15 protein-coding genes are annotated in these 14900 nt (G+C 59.0%); 4 read left to right on the forward strand and 11 right to left on the reverse strand.

Annotated elements, in window-relative coordinates; all coding sequences use genetic code 11:
* The first annotated feature begins 1 nt into the window (after position 1).
* Positions 2-3115 (forward strand): efflux RND transporter permease subunit, encoded by a 3114-nt coding sequence (locus tag IMCC21906_RS14655; protein WP_047012797.1) that lies wholly within the window; start codon positions 2-4, stop codon positions 3113-3115.
* A 159-nt stretch (positions 3116-3274) separates the two neighbouring features.
* Here IMCC21906_RS14655 and lspA read toward each other — a convergent pair whose 3' ends face one another.
* Together lspA and IMCC21906_RS14665 are read right to left on the reverse strand one after the other, a co-directional pair.
* Positions 3275-3784, reverse strand: coding sequence for a signal peptidase II (gene lspA, locus IMCC21906_RS14660; RefSeq protein ID WP_047012798.1), 510 nt, complete (start codon positions 3782-3784; stop codon positions 3275-3277).
* 3 nt (positions 3785-3787) lie between these two features.
* On the reverse strand, positions 3788-4684 hold the full coding sequence (locus IMCC21906_RS14665; protein WP_047012799.1) for a cation transporter: 897 nt from the start codon (positions 4682-4684) through the stop codon (positions 3788-3790).
* A gap of 95 nt (positions 4685-4779) precedes the next feature.
* Between IMCC21906_RS14665 and cadR (IMCC21906_RS14670) the strand changes: the two genes are divergently transcribed.
* Positions 4780-5205, forward strand: coding sequence for a Cd(II)/Pb(II)-responsive transcriptional regulator (gene cadR / locus IMCC21906_RS14670; RefSeq protein WP_047012800.1), 426 nt, complete (start codon positions 4780-4782; stop codon positions 5203-5205).
* A gap of 40 nt (positions 5206-5245) precedes the next feature.
* Here the strand turns inward: cadR (IMCC21906_RS14670) and IMCC21906_RS14675 are convergent, their stop codons facing one another.
* A complete protein-coding gene (locus tag IMCC21906_RS14675; RefSeq protein WP_052763559.1) occupies positions 5246-6100 on the reverse strand; it encodes a sterol desaturase family protein in 855 nt (284 codons plus the stop codon).
* A 76-nt stretch (positions 6101-6176) separates the two neighbouring features.
* On the opposite strand from IMCC21906_RS14675, the gene IMCC21906_RS14680 reads away from it, so the two are divergent.
* Positions 6177-6965 (forward strand): AraC family transcriptional regulator, encoded by a 789-nt coding sequence (locus IMCC21906_RS14680; RefSeq protein WP_197085909.1) that lies wholly within the window; start codon positions 6177-6179, stop codon positions 6963-6965.
* Positions 6966-7133: 168 nt separating this feature from the next.
* On the opposite strand, the gene IMCC21906_RS14685 is transcribed toward IMCC21906_RS14680, so the two are convergent.
* The 7 genes from IMCC21906_RS14685 to IMCC21906_RS14710 all read right to left on the reverse strand — a co-directional run bounded on the left by IMCC21906_RS14685 (position 7134) and on the right by IMCC21906_RS14710 (position 12355).
* Entirely contained in the window at positions 7134-7781 is a 648-nt protein-coding gene (locus IMCC21906_RS14685) for a cation transporter (RefSeq protein ID WP_047012802.1), read from the reverse strand.
* Between the two features lie 200 nt (positions 7782-7981).
* Complete coding sequence (locus tag IMCC21906_RS17115; RefSeq protein WP_231580279.1) at positions 7982-8428, reverse strand: hypothetical protein; 447 nt, start codon at positions 8426-8428, stop codon at positions 7982-7984.
* A gap of 5 nt (positions 8429-8433) precedes the next feature.
* Positions 8434-8832: an arsenic resistance protein gene (locus IMCC21906_RS17120; protein ID WP_231580280.1), complete on the reverse strand. Its 399-nt coding sequence runs from the start codon at positions 8830-8832 to the stop codon at positions 8434-8436.
* Positions 8833-9241: 409 nt separating this feature from the next.
* Positions 9242-9775, reverse strand: a complete 534-nt coding sequence (locus IMCC21906_RS14695; RefSeq protein ID WP_052763560.1) for a protein-disulfide reductase DsbD domain-containing protein — start codon at positions 9773-9775, stop codon at positions 9242-9244.
* 5 nt (positions 9776-9780) lie between these two features.
* Entirely contained in the window at positions 9781-10953 is a 1173-nt protein-coding gene (locus tag IMCC21906_RS14700) for a protein-disulfide reductase DsbD (protein WP_047012803.1), read from the reverse strand.
* A gap of 178 nt (positions 10954-11131) precedes the next feature.
* A complete protein-coding gene (locus tag IMCC21906_RS14705; protein ID WP_047012804.1) occupies positions 11132-11767 on the reverse strand; it encodes a peroxiredoxin in 636 nt (211 codons plus the stop codon).
* 81 nt (positions 11768-11848) lie between these two features.
* On the reverse strand, positions 11849-12355 hold the full coding sequence (locus IMCC21906_RS14710) for a hypothetical protein (RefSeq protein ID WP_231580281.1): 507 nt from the start codon (positions 12353-12355) through the stop codon (positions 11849-11851).
* Positions 12356-12432: 77 nt separating this feature from the next.
* Between IMCC21906_RS14710 and cadR (IMCC21906_RS14715) the strand changes: the two genes are divergently transcribed.
* Positions 12433-12840 (forward strand): Cd(II)/Pb(II)-responsive transcriptional regulator, encoded by a 408-nt coding sequence (gene cadR, locus IMCC21906_RS14715; RefSeq protein ID WP_047012805.1) that lies wholly within the window; start codon positions 12433-12435, stop codon positions 12838-12840.
* Here cadR (IMCC21906_RS14715) and IMCC21906_RS14720 read toward each other — a convergent pair.
* Entirely contained in the window at positions 12818-14827 is a 2010-nt protein-coding gene (locus tag IMCC21906_RS14720; protein WP_231580282.1) for an FTR1 family protein, read from the reverse strand. The two genes, cadR (IMCC21906_RS14715) and IMCC21906_RS14720, sit on opposite strands and share 23 nt — an antisense overlap.
* Positions 14828-14900: the final 73 nt, after the last annotated feature.

Raw genomic sequence — 14900 nt, forward strand, 5'->3', positions numbered from 1 at the left:
TATGATCGACGCTATCGTGCGCCTCTCTGTAGAGCGGCGCTATCTCATGCTTTCGCTGATTCTGGTGCTGATCGGTATCGGTGTCTGGAGTTTCCAGCGCCTGCCCATCGACGCGGTACCGGATATCACCAATGTCCAGGTGCAGATCAACACCGAGGCACCCGGTTATTCACCCCTGGAGACAGAGCAGCGCATCACCTTCCCGGTGGAGACGGCACTGTACGGCCTGCCCAGTCTGTCCTACACCCGATCCCTGTCCCGTTACGGCCTGTCCCAGGTGACCGTGGTGTTCGAAGAAGGCACGGACATCTATTTCGCCCGCAACTTGATCAACGAGCGCCTTGGCGCCATCAAAAGCGTCCTTCCGCCTGGGCTGGAGCCGGAGATGGGCCCCATCGCCACCGGATTGGGCGAGATTTTCATGTACACCGTGGATGCGGCGCCCGGCGCCACCCGGGAAAATGGTGAGCCCTGGGATGCCACTGCCCTGCGGGAAGTGCAGGACTGGATCATCAAACCTCAACTGGCCCAGGTGCCCGGGGTGATCGAAATCAATTCCATCGGCGGCTACGACAAGCAGTATCACGTCACGCCCTCCCCGAAAAAATTATTGGAGCTCGACGTCAGCCTCGAGGACTTGGTGGCGACGCTGAGGGCCAACAACGCCAACCGTGGCGCTGGCTATATCGAACGCAATGGCCAGCAGCTGCTGGTGCGCTCCCCCGGCCAGTTGAAGACCATAGGCGACATCGAACAGGTGGTGATCGCCAACCGCGATGGCGTGCCCGTCCGGGTGAAGGATGTCGCGGAAGTGGCCATTGGCAAGGAGCTGCGCACCGGGGCTGCCACCCGCGACGGCGTGGAAACGGTAATCGGCACCGCAATGATGTTGATGGGAGAAAATTCCCGTAGTGTCGCCCGGGCCGTTAGCGAGCGGCTGGAGGATATCCGCCCATCCCTGCCCGAGGGCATTCGCGTGGAAGCCGTCTATGACCGCACCACTCTGGTGGACAAGGCCATCGCCACGGTGGAGAAGAATCTGCTTGAGGGTGCGCTGCTGGTGATCGTGGTGCTGTTCCTGCTGCTGGGCAACCTGCGGGCCGCCCTTATTACCGCGGCGGTGATCCCTCTGTCGATGCTCGCCACCATCACTGGCATGGTGAGGACCGGCGTTTCCGCCAACCTGATGAGCCTGGGGGCACTCGACTTCGGGCTGATTGTCGATGGCGCGGTGATTATCGTGGAGAACTGCATCCGGCGCCTGGCCGGGTCTCAGCAGGTTACGGGTACGCGCCTGCCACTGAAGGAACGCCTGCAGGTCGTCTATGAAGCCACGACCGAGGTGATACGTCCGAGCCTGTTTGGGGTGGCGATCATTACCGTAGTTTACATCCCCATCTTCTCCCTCACAGGGGTAGAGGGCAAGATGTTCCATCCCATGGCCGCCACGGTGGTCATGGCCCTGGTGTCAGCCATGGTGTTTTCGCTTACCATCGTCCCCGCCGCCGTTGCGGTGTTCCTCACAGGCAGGATCCGCGAAAAGGAAAGTGCCGCCATCAGTGCGGCCAAAGGGATTTATCGCCCGGCGCTGGAGCTGGCCCTGAAATTCTGCTGGCCGGTACTGGGGGGCGCCGGCGCCTTGCTGGCGGTCTGTATCTGGCTAGCAACCACCCTGGGGTCGGAATTCATACCCCAGCTCAGCGAGGGTGATATGACTGTGCAAGCTCTGCGCATTCCCGGGACCGGTCTGGAGCAATCCATTGCGATGCAGAAACCTTTGGAACGGCGCATCAAGGCCTTACCCGAAGTAGACATGGTATTCTCGCGAATCGGGACACCGGAGGTGGCCACCGACCCCATGCCACCAAATATCGCGGACAGTTTCGTGATTCTTAAGCCCCAGGAACAGTGGCCCGATCCGGATAAATCTCGAGATGAACTGATTGCGGAGCTCCAGGCGGCGGTCAAGGATTTGCCCGGCAACAACTATGAGTTCACCCAACCCATCGAGATGCGCTTCAACGAACTGATCTCCGGAGTGCGGGCGGACCTGGGCATCAAAGTATTCGGAGACGACCTGGAGCAGCTGCTCAATGCCGCCAATGCGGTGCTCGAAGTCGTGGAATCAGTGGAAGGGGCCACCGATACCCGAGTGGAGCAGATCACCGGGTTGCCCATGCTGTCGGTGCACCCCAAACGCATGGCGCTATCCCGCTACGGCCTAACCGTGGATGATCTTCAGGATCTGGTGGCAGCGGGGGTGGGTGGCGAAAATGCCGGCCTGATCTACGAAGGGGATCGCCGTTTCCAGCTGGTAGTGCGCCTGCCCGAGGCCATCCGACGGGACGTGGACAGCCTGGCGGATCTGCCGGTGCCCCTGCCGGGAGGCGACTATGTGCCCCTGTCAGAAGTCGCGGCGCTGGAGCTGGCCCCGGCCCCCAACCAGATCAGCCGGGAGAACGGCAAGCGGCGGGTGGTGGTCACCGCCAATGTCCGGGATCGCGACCTGGGCGGTTTTGTGCAGGAAATCAAAAACAGAGTGCGACAGGAAGTGGATCTGCCCGCCGGCTACTGGCTGGATTACGGCGGCACCTTCGAGCAACTGGAATCCGCCAGCCAACGCCTTGCCATTGTTGTGCCCGTGACCCTGGCGATCATCATTGCTCTGCTGGTAATGGCATTCGGATCGCTGAAAGATGCGCTGATCATCTTCAGCGGCGTCCCCCTGGCTCTGACCGGTGGCGTACTGCTGCTGTGGCTGCGGGACATGCCGCTGTCGATCTCCGCCGGTGTGGGCTTTATCGCCCTGTCGGGGGTGGCAGTACTCAACGGTCTGGTGATGGTGGCGTTTATTCGGGATCTTTGGCACAACCAGGGTGATCTGGTTTCCGCCGTGGTGGAAGGCGCCCTGATACGCCTGCGTCCGGTCCTGATGACGGCACTGGTCGCAAGTCTTGGCTTCGTGCCCATGGCCCTCAATACGGGTACCGGCGCTGAGGTTCAAAGGCCGCTGGCCACGGTGGTGATTGGCGGGATTATCTCATCGACGCTACTGACGCTGTTTGTACTGCCAATTCTGTACACATTGTTGCACCGCCAGGATGAAAAGGTGTAATTGCATCCCGGTAGCCCGCTCTTGGCCGCCATTTGGCCGGGAGTGGGTCGTTTTCGAGAAACAATTTCGGTTTTGATTGTCGGCCAGGAAGCGCAGCCTTACCGACTGACAAGCACGGTCAAACCGAGCAAATTTTTAAGGCTTTTTTCCGCTAAGGTTTCAGGAAGATCCATCCAACTCGGCATTGGGATTTTCTTTTCGCAGCAAGCCTACGAAAATAAGAAGCAATGCACCGAGGACAATTGCAATATCGGCAAGATTGAAGGCTGGCCAATGCCAGTCTCGCCAATAGAAATCGAAGGCATCTACAACATAGCCGCGAAAGATCCGGTCAATCAGATTGCCCATGGCGCCACCGAGGATAAGACTGTAAGCAACGGCGTCTCCCTTATGACGTTTTTCACGGATCAGCTTGATCAGCACGATCGAAACCACCATCGCGATTCCGATTAAAAAGTAGCGCTGCCAGCCTCCGGCATTCGCGAACAGACTGAATGCCGCACCGGTGTTCCATACGTGCACCCAGTTAAAGAACGGGGTCACCGCGATCGACTCGCCATAAGCCATTGTTTGTTGAACCAGCCATTTTACAGTTTGGTCCGATGCTGCTATCAGGCCGGATATGGAAAACAGGACGTACGGCGAGAGGTTGTTGCCAATAATGGGCATGCTTTAACCCTTGAGCGCCAGAATGCGCCTGGCACCGTTAAGCACGACGAGCCCCGCGATGGTACCGATAATCAGATCCGGATAATTGGAGCCGGTCCACGCGACCAGAGCGCCGGCGGTGATGACCCCCAGGTTGATCACCACGTCGTTGGCCGAGAATATCCAGCTGGCCTTCATGTGCGCTCCGCCCTCCCGATGTTTGGCTATCAGCAGCAGACAACTGGTATTGGCAATCAACGCGACGAATGCGATAGCCATCATCACCAGCGATTCAGGCTCACTACCGAATACAAAGCGTCTCACCACCTCTATGAGTACGCCAACAGCCAATATCAGTTGCAGCACACCCGCAAGATGCGCGGCACGTAGCTGCATTTTCACGCTGTGGCCAACCGCATAAAGGGCGAGCCCGTACACGGCCGCATCGGCAAAATTATCCAGGGACTCTCCAATCAGGCCGGTAGACTGGGCGATCAGGCCGGCTGTCATTTCCACCACGAACAGGACTGCATTGATGCCGAGCAACCAGCGCAGGGCCCCGGATTCTTGCTTAGCAGAGGCTGCCGAGAACTCGGCGGCCTTGATGGTCTCGGGATCGGCAGAGACGCATTCCTGAAGCGAAGCACCTAGCTCCAAGGTCTTCAGTTTCGCGGTGACGGGTTCGACGGCGCCGTCATGCACGACCTTCAACCGGCGGTTCGACAAGTCGAAGGACAGCGCCCGAATACCCTCAACGCTGTTCAGGGCCAGGCGAATCATGCGCTCTTCTGATGGACAGTCCATCTTCGGCACGGAATAAACGCTGACCCATTCCCCCGACGCATCGGAGGAGGCCTGCATATCGGTATCCGCCGCAGGCTTTACATCGTCGCCACAGGGGCCTCCGCAGTTTTTGCTCATGATATGACTCCACTTGAATGTGATCGGGCTTTCATTTAAAACTATATATCTGCTATAAGGTCAATAGAGTAGAGAATCCGTTGCGGAGGAACCCGATGCGTATTGGTCAATTGGCACAGTCGGTAGGGGTCGATACACAGACGATCCGTTTCTATGAACGGCAGGGCTTGTTGCCGCCCCCTGATCGGCAGGAGAACGGTTACCGTATTTATAACGAGAAGCATGGTGAGCGGCTGGCTTTTATTCGTCGCTGCCGGATCCTGGACCTGTCGCTCGCAGAGATTCACGAACTGCAGCGCTATCAGGACGACCCTCATCAGTCCTGTGCCGTCGTCAATGCCTTGCTCGATGATCACATCTCTCATGTGCGCTCGCAGATAGCCGCTCTACAGGCGCTTGAAAAACAGCTCGTTTCACTGAGAGCGAGCTGCAACGATGACCGTGAAGTTGCGGCTTGCGGGGTTCTTGCCGGCATCAGCGAAGGAAGCATGCACCCGCAGCAGGCTGAATCATCGGCTTGATAATGCTGGGGGCTACGCTATGCGCAAAGCCGGCCGCCTCTCACTGGCTGGGGCGGAACGGCTCGGCCAGCTGGGCCCAATAGTTTACAGGGTAAGGCTGTTCGCCCGCGATGCCGATCTGCCGACTCTCCCGGGGCGCCGCGTCGGGCTCATACCGGAAGGTTCCCATCAAACGGTCGTACAGGACTGTGAACAGCCCGAAGTTGACGTCGCCGTCCGCCGAGTTGGCATGGTGGAAGCGATGCACCTCGGCATTGGCGAAGACGTACTTGAACCCGCCCGTGCGGTAATCGGCGTTGCTGTGCTGGCACAACAGCGCAATGACCACCAGGAACGGCAGAGTGATGGCTACCTCGAAGGGGATGCCCAGTAACAGGAGCGGCAGCACGCCCGAGCCAGTCTCAATCGCCTGGTGGACGGGGTGCTTCATCAAACCATTGAAGCCATACAGACGCCTGGGACTGTGGTGCACCGCGTGAAAGCGCCACAAGGGAGCGAAGCGATGACTTGCGTGATGTGCCATTGCGATACCGAGGTCGAGGATCAGCGCGGCGAACACGACCTGCAAGGCGAATGGCCAGGTGTGCGGCCAGAAGTCCCCACCGAGCGCCGTCCAGGTGAGCCACGGCAGTAACCACAGTGCCGCCCGATTGAGGCTCGTGTTGATCAGGGCGTGAAGCCAGTCGCGCGCCACATCGTCGTGGGTGCGGTTCCAGTCGGGCTGGTAGGGAATCACCCGCTCGGCGAGGAAGGAAAAAGCAACGGCGCCGGCAAGCACGGCGAACATCGGCCAGACTCCGACGTTCGCTGACGCCAGCCAGACGACTACGCCGCCGAAGCCAAAAAACAGCACGGGCCACGTCCCGTAGCGAAACAGTACTTTTGTGAAACTCATGGCAGCGCATTCTCCTTTCCGTAATGACAGCCTTTGTGAAGACACGGATAGAATGCGCTTGGCGGGCTCCCGAAGCTTGAATAAACTGGCAGCCATGTACTCACCGACCTTTCATCTGTTCCTCTGGCCCCATCGGCTGCTTTTCCTGGGCCCGGCCTTCGATGCCCAACCCCATCGCCATCACGCGGCGCAACTCGCCCTGGGCCTGCACGACCGCTTGCGGGTCCGTGGCGGGCAGGACCAGCCGTGGCAGGAGGCGGCGGCTTTTTATGTGCCGCCGGATGTACCGCACGAGTTCGACGCCGGCGATACGCCCTGCGCGCTGCTGTACCTGGACCCAGAAGGCCGGGAGTGCGAGGACGCATGCCACCGATTCGGCGGTGGCCGAATCCGGCTGCTCGACAATCACGAGCTACCCCTTGCGACGCTGCAACGCCTTGCCAGCGGCGATGGCAATTCTCCCGATGCCGAACAGGCCTGCCGCGAGCTGCTGGGTCAGGGGGTATCCACGCTGCGGCGCAACCTGGACCCGCGCCTGCAGCGCGCGCTGACGTGGCTGGACGAACATCTCGACGACGAGCTGGGAAATCGCGCGGTGGCTCACGCTGCCGGTGTATCCGAAAGCTGGCTGTCACACCATTTCGGAGATCGGGTCGGCGTGCCCATTCGCCGCTATGTGCTCTGGCGCCGATTGCGCCTGGCCATTGAGGCGGCCTTGGGTGGCGCCTCGCTGACAGACGCCGCGCATGCCGCCGGTTTCTCGGATTCGGCCCACCTGACCCGAACATTCCGCGATACCTTTGGAGTCGCCCCCTCGTTCTTGTTCGGAGACCGTCAGGCAATCCGAGTCCACTTTATAAGCTAAATAAGCTAACCCAAAACTTCTGTCGACTGGTGAAATTTACGGGCCAGCCCATGACATTGCAAATGGAGGCCGGGGAGCAATACAAGGCGCGGTTACAGGGCTGGTGAACAGTGCATATCAGCTTGAGTAACACACTTTTGATGTCACGCGTGCGCGGCTTTTGCAATGCTACCCGTTTTCACCGGACCTGCCCTCGAGTCGCGGCTCGTGCCGCCACGCCCCAGCGGCATCGCGCAGTACCTGGTAGGCGGTGTGCAGGAACACGGCAGCCACGGCGCAGGCGACGACGATATCCGGCCAGAAGGAATCGAGCGCGATGACCAGTCCCCCGGCGACTATGACCCCCAGGTTGCCGATCACATCGTTGCGTGAGCACAGCCAGACCGAGCGCATATTCACATCTTCGCCCCGGTGCTTCATTAGCAGGGCGAAACAGATCAGATTGCCGATAAGAGCCGCGCCGGCGACCGCCATCATCGCCGGGCCGATGGGCTGCGGTTCCCCCATCAGGCTGGCGACGATGGAGGCCACAATGCCGATGCCGAAGGCCAGCTGAATCAGTCCCTTCGCGAACGCGGCGCCGGCCCTCCAGCGTAGGCTGCGGGCGACAACAAACAGGCTTATGGCGTACACCAACGTGTCGCCGAGATTGTCGGCGGAGTCTGCGATCAGCGCCTTGGAATCCGCCAATACCCCGGCCGTCAGTTCCCCGGCGAACATCAGGGCATTGATCCACAGAACGGCGTACAGGGTTTTTCGCCGCTCGCCAGCGGCCAGGTTATTCGCGGTTTCGTCGTCACAGCAGCCGCTGCTCATCGTTTTACCTCCTGATCATCCTTGTGGCGGCTTTCGAGCGTGGAGGATAACGCTGAAGTCCGCAGTGATTTCAGTCAAGAAGCTTGAGCCAGGTTGAGTTAGCCTGGATGGTCAAGTCCAGTCAATCGCGAATAGCGAAAATGGAAGCTGACGATTCAGGTGTACCGATTGATACGTTGATAAGATCCTTGCTTGCATTGCTAACCATACTCTCTGATCAAGCGCCGGGGTACCCAGCGCAGATATATCACCATGCCGAACAATTCGATCAGGGACTGGAAAACAATAACGACAGCGGCGGCCCGCCAGGCGTCCGGTAGAGAAAGTGCCAGCGGCAGCATGACGAAGGAATTGCGGGTACCAAGACTGAACGTCAGCGTGCGGCCAACCGGTGGCGCAAGACGGAATATCCGGCTGAGAAGTTTGCCGACGACAGCAGCTGCCGCCAGGTACAGGATGAAGACCACCAGCACCGGCCACAACAGGGTGCCTTTTGCGACCACGAGGCTAACCTGCGATCCGGCAATCAGGAAGACCACCAGTGCCACCAACGGTACGGGCAGCCAACCGAGCCGATCGACAAGGTTCAGGGTCGGCTGGTGTCTTTCAGCCAATCGCTCGGTCAACCATGCCAGAATCAGGGGCACGATAATCAATCCAAAAAAACGGGCAGCAAATAGCTGCCGACGGCCAGCTCGATAGCCAGATCACCCATAAACAGCCAGATATACACGGGTAGTAGAACGAACTGGAAGATCAAAAGCACGGGTGCGGCCGCAATGGCTCGGGCACCATTCCCACCGCCCAGATAGGTAAAGCTGATAAACCAGTCCGTACACGGCACCAGCAGAACCAGCAGCACACCGAGGCGGATGGCGGGATCATCCGGTAGCAGTAGCACCAGGGCGCCAACGATCAGCGGCACCAGAATAAAGTTGCCCGTGAGTAGCGCGATCAGAAAACGGCGGTCGCGAAACGCCGGCGCCAGATGTGTCAGCGGCACCTGCGTGAAGGTGGTATACAGGAGCACACCCAGAACGGGCCACAACAACACCTCTCAATGCCCGGTCAGTCCCGGTGAATCCAGCCGATGGTCATGCCAGCCAGGATGCAGGCAAGATAGAGCCAGACCTGCTGCTTCTCAAGTTTTTCGCGCATTGCGCTCCAATCGTGTTGTTAAGGGTTTGCGCCGCAGTTGTTTTACGGCTTTGCCTGTACAGTGTGCTGCCATCAGCGCTCCGTTAATCACGATCAAGATTATCACAAGCCCAATGACCAGGCCGGGGTGGGGTGATGGCGTCGGGGCGACCAGCAAATCCGCCAGGATGAAGACCTGGTTGGCGGAGACATCGTTTCGGTATCGTTCCCGCCCACGTTGCCGTTAGGTTCAACTCTATTCCTCATGGTTGGTGACAGCTTTGCCTATGGAAATCTTTCTTGTGGAAGCCGTAATCGAGAGATCACGGACTTCCCCTGACGTTGAATCGTGCCTGTAGCGTATCCGGTGGCAAACAGCGTCCCTCGTCGTGGCAGGCCTGCACACGAACCGCGACGTTCAGGGGTTGGTCAGGGATATTGCCAGGCAACGCGGCCCGTAGGCTCGTGCCGTCGTCATAAACGGCCCAGGGTTCGCCGAGGCCGCTGTCGATCCAGCGTCCGGGCGGGTAGTCGATCTGCAGTGGCAGGGGATTGTCTGCGCTGGCGGTGATTTCCGTGGGAATGAGGAAGTCGAGGGAAGCGGGGTTGGCGTTGACGTGCCAGCCTTCGGCAATGTGCAGAGTGACCTGCAGCCCACCTGCGCCGTCGCGCACGGCGCGGATGTCGACAAGGTCGGCTGTCGTGCGTACCTCATCGATGCGCGCTGTGTCACTCTCGGCGTGCGTCGTTTCGGGCTCGCCGGACGGCCATTGCCAGACCAGCAACCCGCCCGCCACCGCCAAAGCGCCGAGGCCGGGCACCAACCAGCCGAAGACCCAGGATTTGTTCATGCGCATACGATTCATTCCTCCGTAGCGTTGTGCAGCGTTGACGCCAGCGTGTCGGCCATAAACAAGTCGGGCAGCCGCTTGACCGGCTGTCCGTTACCGTCGAGTACCACTGCAAACGGCAGACCGGCGCCGCCGAACTCGCGCAGATAACGTTGCAGGCGTTCATCGGGCCGTGTCAGATCGGCGCGCAGAGTGAGCGCGTTTGCCGCGCGAGCAGCCTCGACCACACGCCGGTCGCGGTAAACGGTCTGCTCGAGCACTTTGCAGTTGATGCACCAGTCGGCGGTGAATTCAATCAGCACCGGCTGCCGTGCAGCGCGTGCATCGGCCAGCGCCTGCATGGTCAGCGGCCGCCAGGCCAGGGTATCGGTCCCGGCGCGATCCGGTTGCGGCCAGAGCGCGAGCGCCGTGGCCACCGTGCCGGCCAGGACCAACGCCGGTACCAGGCGCGCCCGGAGATCGGGGCCGTCCCATAGCGTGCGCAGCAGCCAGAAGGTAAGCACGGTGGCCCAGGCCGTCCATAGCAGCGGCCCCAGATTGCCCGGGAGCACGGTAGCCGCGAAGAACACCGCACCGGCCAGCAGGACCAGGCCCAGAAATTGCTGGATGCGAAGCAGCCAGGCACCGCCGCGGGGTATCCGCGCGATCAGGCCAGGTCGGACCAGCAGGATCAGGTAGGGCAGCGCCAGGCCCACGCCGACCGCCAGGAAAATCGCCACGATGGCGGCCGGCGACTGGGTCAGGGCAAAGGCCAGCACACCGCCCAGAAATGGCCCGGTGCAGGGAGTGGACAGCACCGCCGCCAGCAAGCCGGCGAGGTAGGGCTCGGCGTAGCCCGACCCCCGGACCCGGTAGACCCACTGCGGTGGCTGAAACCCGCGCCCGGCCAGGCTCCAAACGCCCAGGCCGGCTAGCACGAAGGCCAGCGTCAACCGGAATGAGGACGAGTGAAACAGGGCGCCCCAGGTCCAGTTCAACCAGGCGGTGGCCACCGCCAGTGCACCGAAAAACGTCAGCGTTCCAGCCAGCAGCGCCGCGCCGGCGAGCAGACGCCGGCCGGCACCATCGCCGACCACTCGGCCGATGCTGCGCAGCTTGATCGGCAGCGCCGGCAATACGCAGGGCGTGAGATTGAGCAGCACGCCGGCCGCCGTCGCCAGCAACAGGTACTGCCAGAGGCTCATGGCGGGTACTCCATTCCCCGCCTGTTCAAGGCGATGCAGGTTACGGCGAAAAGGAAAGGTACCGCAGAAACGATTCTCCGCATGTTTTTCATGGTTGCTCGAGTTGCCTGATAAGGGGTCTTCGGCCGGAAAAGGGCGCGGTTACCCGCGCCCCTGAAAGGTTGGTTACGGCCACGCCTCAACGGTTCGGCTGTCTGGTCACCCGGAGGTAGGGCTTGAGGGTCTTCCAGCCTTCCGGAAAGTGCACCTTGGCCTCATCATCGGACAGCGACGGCAGGATGATCACGTCGTCCCCGTCGCGCCAGCTCACCGGCGTGGCGACCTTGTAGCCGTCGGTCAATTGGATCGAGTCGATCACCCGCAGGATCTCGTCGAAGTTGCGGCCCGCGCTCTTCGGATAGGTCAGCGTCATCCGAATCTTCTTGTTCGGATCGATCAGAAACACCGAACGCACGGTCGTGCTGTCATCCTCACCGGGATGCAGCATGTCGTAAAGCCGCGAGACCTTCCTCTCCTCATCCCCGATGATCGGGAAGTTGACCGCGTGGCCCTGGGTCTCCTCGATATCGCCGGACCAGGCTTTGTGATCCTCCACCGAGTCCACCGAAATGGCGATCACCTTGCACTGGCGTTTGGCAAATTCGTCCTTCAGTCTGGCGGTCTCGCCCAGTTCGGTGGTGCATACCGGCGTGAAATCGGCCGGGTGGGAGAACAGTACGGCCCATCCGTCGTCGATCCAGTCGTGGAAGTTGATCCGGCCTTCGGTGGTGTCCGCCTCGAAGTCGGGGGCGGTATCGCCTAGATGTAAGCTCATAATAACCTCCTTCAATCAGTCAATTTCAGCTTTGGTCGGAGCCGCCGTCCTGGCTATTCGCATTATCCATCATGCGCTCCATCATGGTGTTGCAGTTTTCATCATTCTGCTCATTTCTGCCATCATCGGCATCGCAATCAAGCCAGTGGATCGCGTCCACCAGCCGACAGTGATTTCAATGACAAACATGATGCCGTTGATGGCAAGTAGCCACTTGAGAATGCCAGCTTCTGTTTGTGCCTCCTGTTTTGCGGACGCCTGTGCTCGGGCGAGGTCATCTCTGGCGACAGGCATTGTGCTTTCCAACGTCGCACCCAAGCCGAGTGCGCGCATTCGCTCCTCAATGGCGTCAGCGTTGTCCCCATGAAAGACCCGCACCTTTCTCTCGGGGGCATCGAATTCCAATGCGATTTTAGGTTCCACACTGTCCAACGCCATACGGATCATGCCTTCTTCAGAAGGGCAGTCCATCTTGGGGACAAGATACTCACTGACAAAGCCGCCATGAGTAGCATCGTGTACTTCAGCAGTCTGGGGAGTGTTCTTCATCGCGTCACTATGACAATTGTCGCGGCATGTGTTTGTCATAAAAAGCCCTTGTACTATTCACGACGTACAGCTTAAACTCTATATTAACTATAGAGTCAAGCGCAGAGATTGAATAAATGAAAATCGGCGAACTGTCGAAAGTGACTGGCTGCTCCGTGCAAACCATCCGGCATTATGAAAAGGAACATTTGATTGCCTCTGCTGAACGGAGTGAAGGCAATTTTCGCCTGTACGATGAAGCTGCCGTTGAGCAATTGCTGTTCATCAAACACTGTCGCAGCCTGGATCTCAGTTTGCCGGAGATCCGGCAGCTTTTGGCTTTAAACCGTTCTCCAGGCGCGCAATGTGATGATGTGAATCGGATGATGGATAGGCATATCGAGCAGGTGGAGGCGCGTATCCAGGAGCTCACCAAGCTAAACGAGCAACTGAGAAAGCTGCGCCGCAGTTGCTCAAACCGTCGGACAGTGAAGCAGTGCGGCATATTGCGGAATTTGTCGGCTACTCCGGTTTCGAGCGGGTGACACCCGGTTCCAAAAACTCTCCTGAACGTTCTGCAACAGGGGCATTTTTCCGCTGCCTTCTCGCCAACCCCAGAAAGACCAGGAAAACCACCAGTACCGACAATTGCGCCAGGATCCCCTGCCAGGTGGATTTGACGCCGACCCAATCGAATTCAAAACTGACAGGCAATGGGGTAATACCGATAAGGTCCGCTTCCTGAAGTGCCGACATCGCCTTACCCATGAGGATAAACGCCAGGGCCAGCAACAGGTAGGTGGTGACGGAAAAGAATCTGGCAATGGGTAATTTCACTGAATAACGCACCAGCAACCCGGCCAATACGGCCAAGAAAGCAGTACCGGCTACAAAGCCGCTGAATACGGATGAATATTGAGCGGCTGCAGCCTGGGTCAGCAGCGCCTGATAAAACAAGACCGTTTCAAAGACTTCACGATAAACCGCAATAAATGCCAGCAGCGCAAGACCCCACAGGGTACCCGCAGTCAGGTGGGAGTTGATGTGCTGCTGGATATAGGCCTGCCACTGGGCAGCATGGGTTTTACTGTGCATCCAGATGCCGACATAGAGCAACACGACCGCCGCCAAAAGGGCCGCAACCCCTTCCATGACTTCGCGGCTGGCGCCGCTGATACTCACCAGGGACTGCGCGGCAGCCCAGGTCGCAACACCGGCCACCAATGCCGTTACCCAACCCAAATGCACATACCGAAGTCCGTCACGCCGACCGGTTCGCACCAGCACAGTCACCAGGGCAATCACCACGAGCAGGGCTTCGAGCCCCTCCCGCAACAGAATAACCAAGCTGGCACTGAACAGGGTCGCATTGGACAAGGTAGATTCCGAAAGCAATCGATCCGCATCATCCAACCTTGCCAGCGTCCGGCTCACAGCGCTTTCCACCTCACCCGGGGACTGTGCCTGCTTCAATAATTGCCTTATCGCCATCATATCGGCTTCGAGCGTCTGGCGAAGTGCTTTATCCTGCGCATCCAGGCTGTTTTCGACCAATTCAAAGCCATCCAGATAAGCACTGACCGCCAGTGCTTGTGCTGTCTGATAATCGCCGCGCTGGTGCGCCTCTTGTGCTAGCAGCAGTTGGTCGCGGGTGATTTTCAGAGGATTGGTCGTTTCCTGGAATAACAGTTCTGGCTTTGCGCGCAACCGTTCGATCCCCTTCTGCGTCATCTCCGGATGTTCTGCAGCGAGTTGCGCCGGCGTGTGGTTAACCATCTGTGACAAGGTGACGCTGGGTGCCTCGCCTGTAACTTCAGAGCCGGATTGGAATGCCAATCCGCCGACATGGAACGCCAGCGACCAGCGTTCCTCTTCCGTCAGTTGGGTAAATGCCGGCATTGCGGTATCGTCTATGCCATTGGAGATGGCGTCGTACAGGCCCAGAAGTGACCGGTTCAAGGCTCGCTCTTTGCTGGTGAAATCGGTTGGAGCGGGCTCCAGCTGTTCGGCCATCACACCATCGCCCCCACCGGCTGCGCCATGGCAAGAAGCGCACTGGCTCTCATACAACCCTTTGACGGTCGCTTTCGACAACAGATGATCCGGCAGGGACGACTGCGGCATCAGTGCCAACAACGTACCCCGCAGGCTGCCGCTCATTTGCCGAATTGTTTCAATAGCCTGTTTGTTCTGGATGGCTTCCTGTAAAGCCTTGGCCTGATCTGTCAGGTCGCCAGCGTCGGCTGATTTATCCTGAATCTCAGAAATATTCGTCACAATGAGCTGGGAGAACTCCAGCATTTCCTGATATTCACCGTCATTGACCACATGGCCATCTTTGACGGCTTCCACGTAATCCACAGCAATGTATTCGGCCAGCTGTGCCAATTGACGCATCTGAGCCCAGCCGTCATCACTCATCTCGGCCTGACTAGTCGCTGGAAGCAAACACGATAAGCCCAGCAGCAGTACTGAGACATTCAAAACAAATTGCTTCGGGCTTATAAAACGGTATATCCAGTGCGCCTGCATTAACGAGATCTCTACTTGGCTTGTTGCTAATGATAATTAATCTCAATTATAATGCCTATGGTAGCTATAGAGT

Source organism: Spongiibacter sp. IMCC21906, from assembly GCF_001010805.1.
GTDB lineage: Bacteria > Pseudomonadota > Gammaproteobacteria > Pseudomonadales > Spongiibacteraceae > Spongiibacter.

What these genes read in the sequence shown, in the direction of transcription:
- IMCC21906_RS14655 (WP_047012797.1), top strand. Translation starts at nt 2, where the DNA reads ATGATCGACGCTATCGTGCGCCTCTCTGTAGAGCGGCGCTATCTCATG.
- lspA (WP_047012798.1), bottom strand. Translation starts at nt 3,784, where the DNA reads ATGCCCATTATTGGCAACAACCTCTCGCCGTACGTCCTGTTTTCCATA.
- IMCC21906_RS14665 (WP_047012799.1), bottom strand. Translation starts at nt 4,684, where the DNA reads ATGAGCAAAAACTGCGGAGGCCCCTGTGGCGACGATGTAAAGCCTGCG.
- cadR (WP_047012800.1), top strand. Translation starts at nt 4,780, where the DNA reads ATGCGTATTGGTCAATTGGCACAGTCGGTAGGGGTCGATACACAGACG.
- IMCC21906_RS14675 (WP_052763559.1), bottom strand. Translation starts at nt 6,100, where the DNA reads ATGAGTTTCACAAAAGTACTGTTTCGCTACGGGACGTGGCCCGTGCTG.
- IMCC21906_RS14685 (WP_047012802.1), bottom strand. Translation starts at nt 7,781, where the DNA reads ATGAGCAGCGGCTGCTGTGACGACGAAACCGCGAATAACCTGGCCGCT.
- IMCC21906_RS14695 (WP_052763560.1), bottom strand. Translation starts at nt 9,775, where the DNA reads ATGCGCATGAACAAATCCTGGGTCTTCGGCTGGTTGGTGCCCGGCCTC.
- IMCC21906_RS14700 (WP_047012803.1), bottom strand. Translation starts at nt 10,953, where the DNA reads ATGAGCCTCTGGCAGTACCTGTTGCTGGCGACGGCGGCCGGCGTGCTG.
- IMCC21906_RS14705 (WP_047012804.1), bottom strand. Translation starts at nt 11,767, where the DNA reads ATGAGCTTACATCTAGGCGATACCGCCCCCGACTTCGAGGCGGACACC.
- IMCC21906_RS14710 (WP_231580281.1), bottom strand. Translation starts at nt 12,355, where the DNA reads ATGACAAACACATGCCGCGACAATTGTCATAGTGACGCGATGAAGAAC.
- cadR (WP_047012805.1), top strand. Translation starts at nt 12,433, where the DNA reads ATGAAAATCGGCGAACTGTCGAAAGTGACTGGCTGCTCCGTGCAAACC.
- IMCC21906_RS14720 (WP_231580282.1), bottom strand. Translation starts at nt 14,827, where the DNA reads ATGCAGGCGCACTGGATATACCGTTTTATAAGCCCGAAGCAATTTGTT.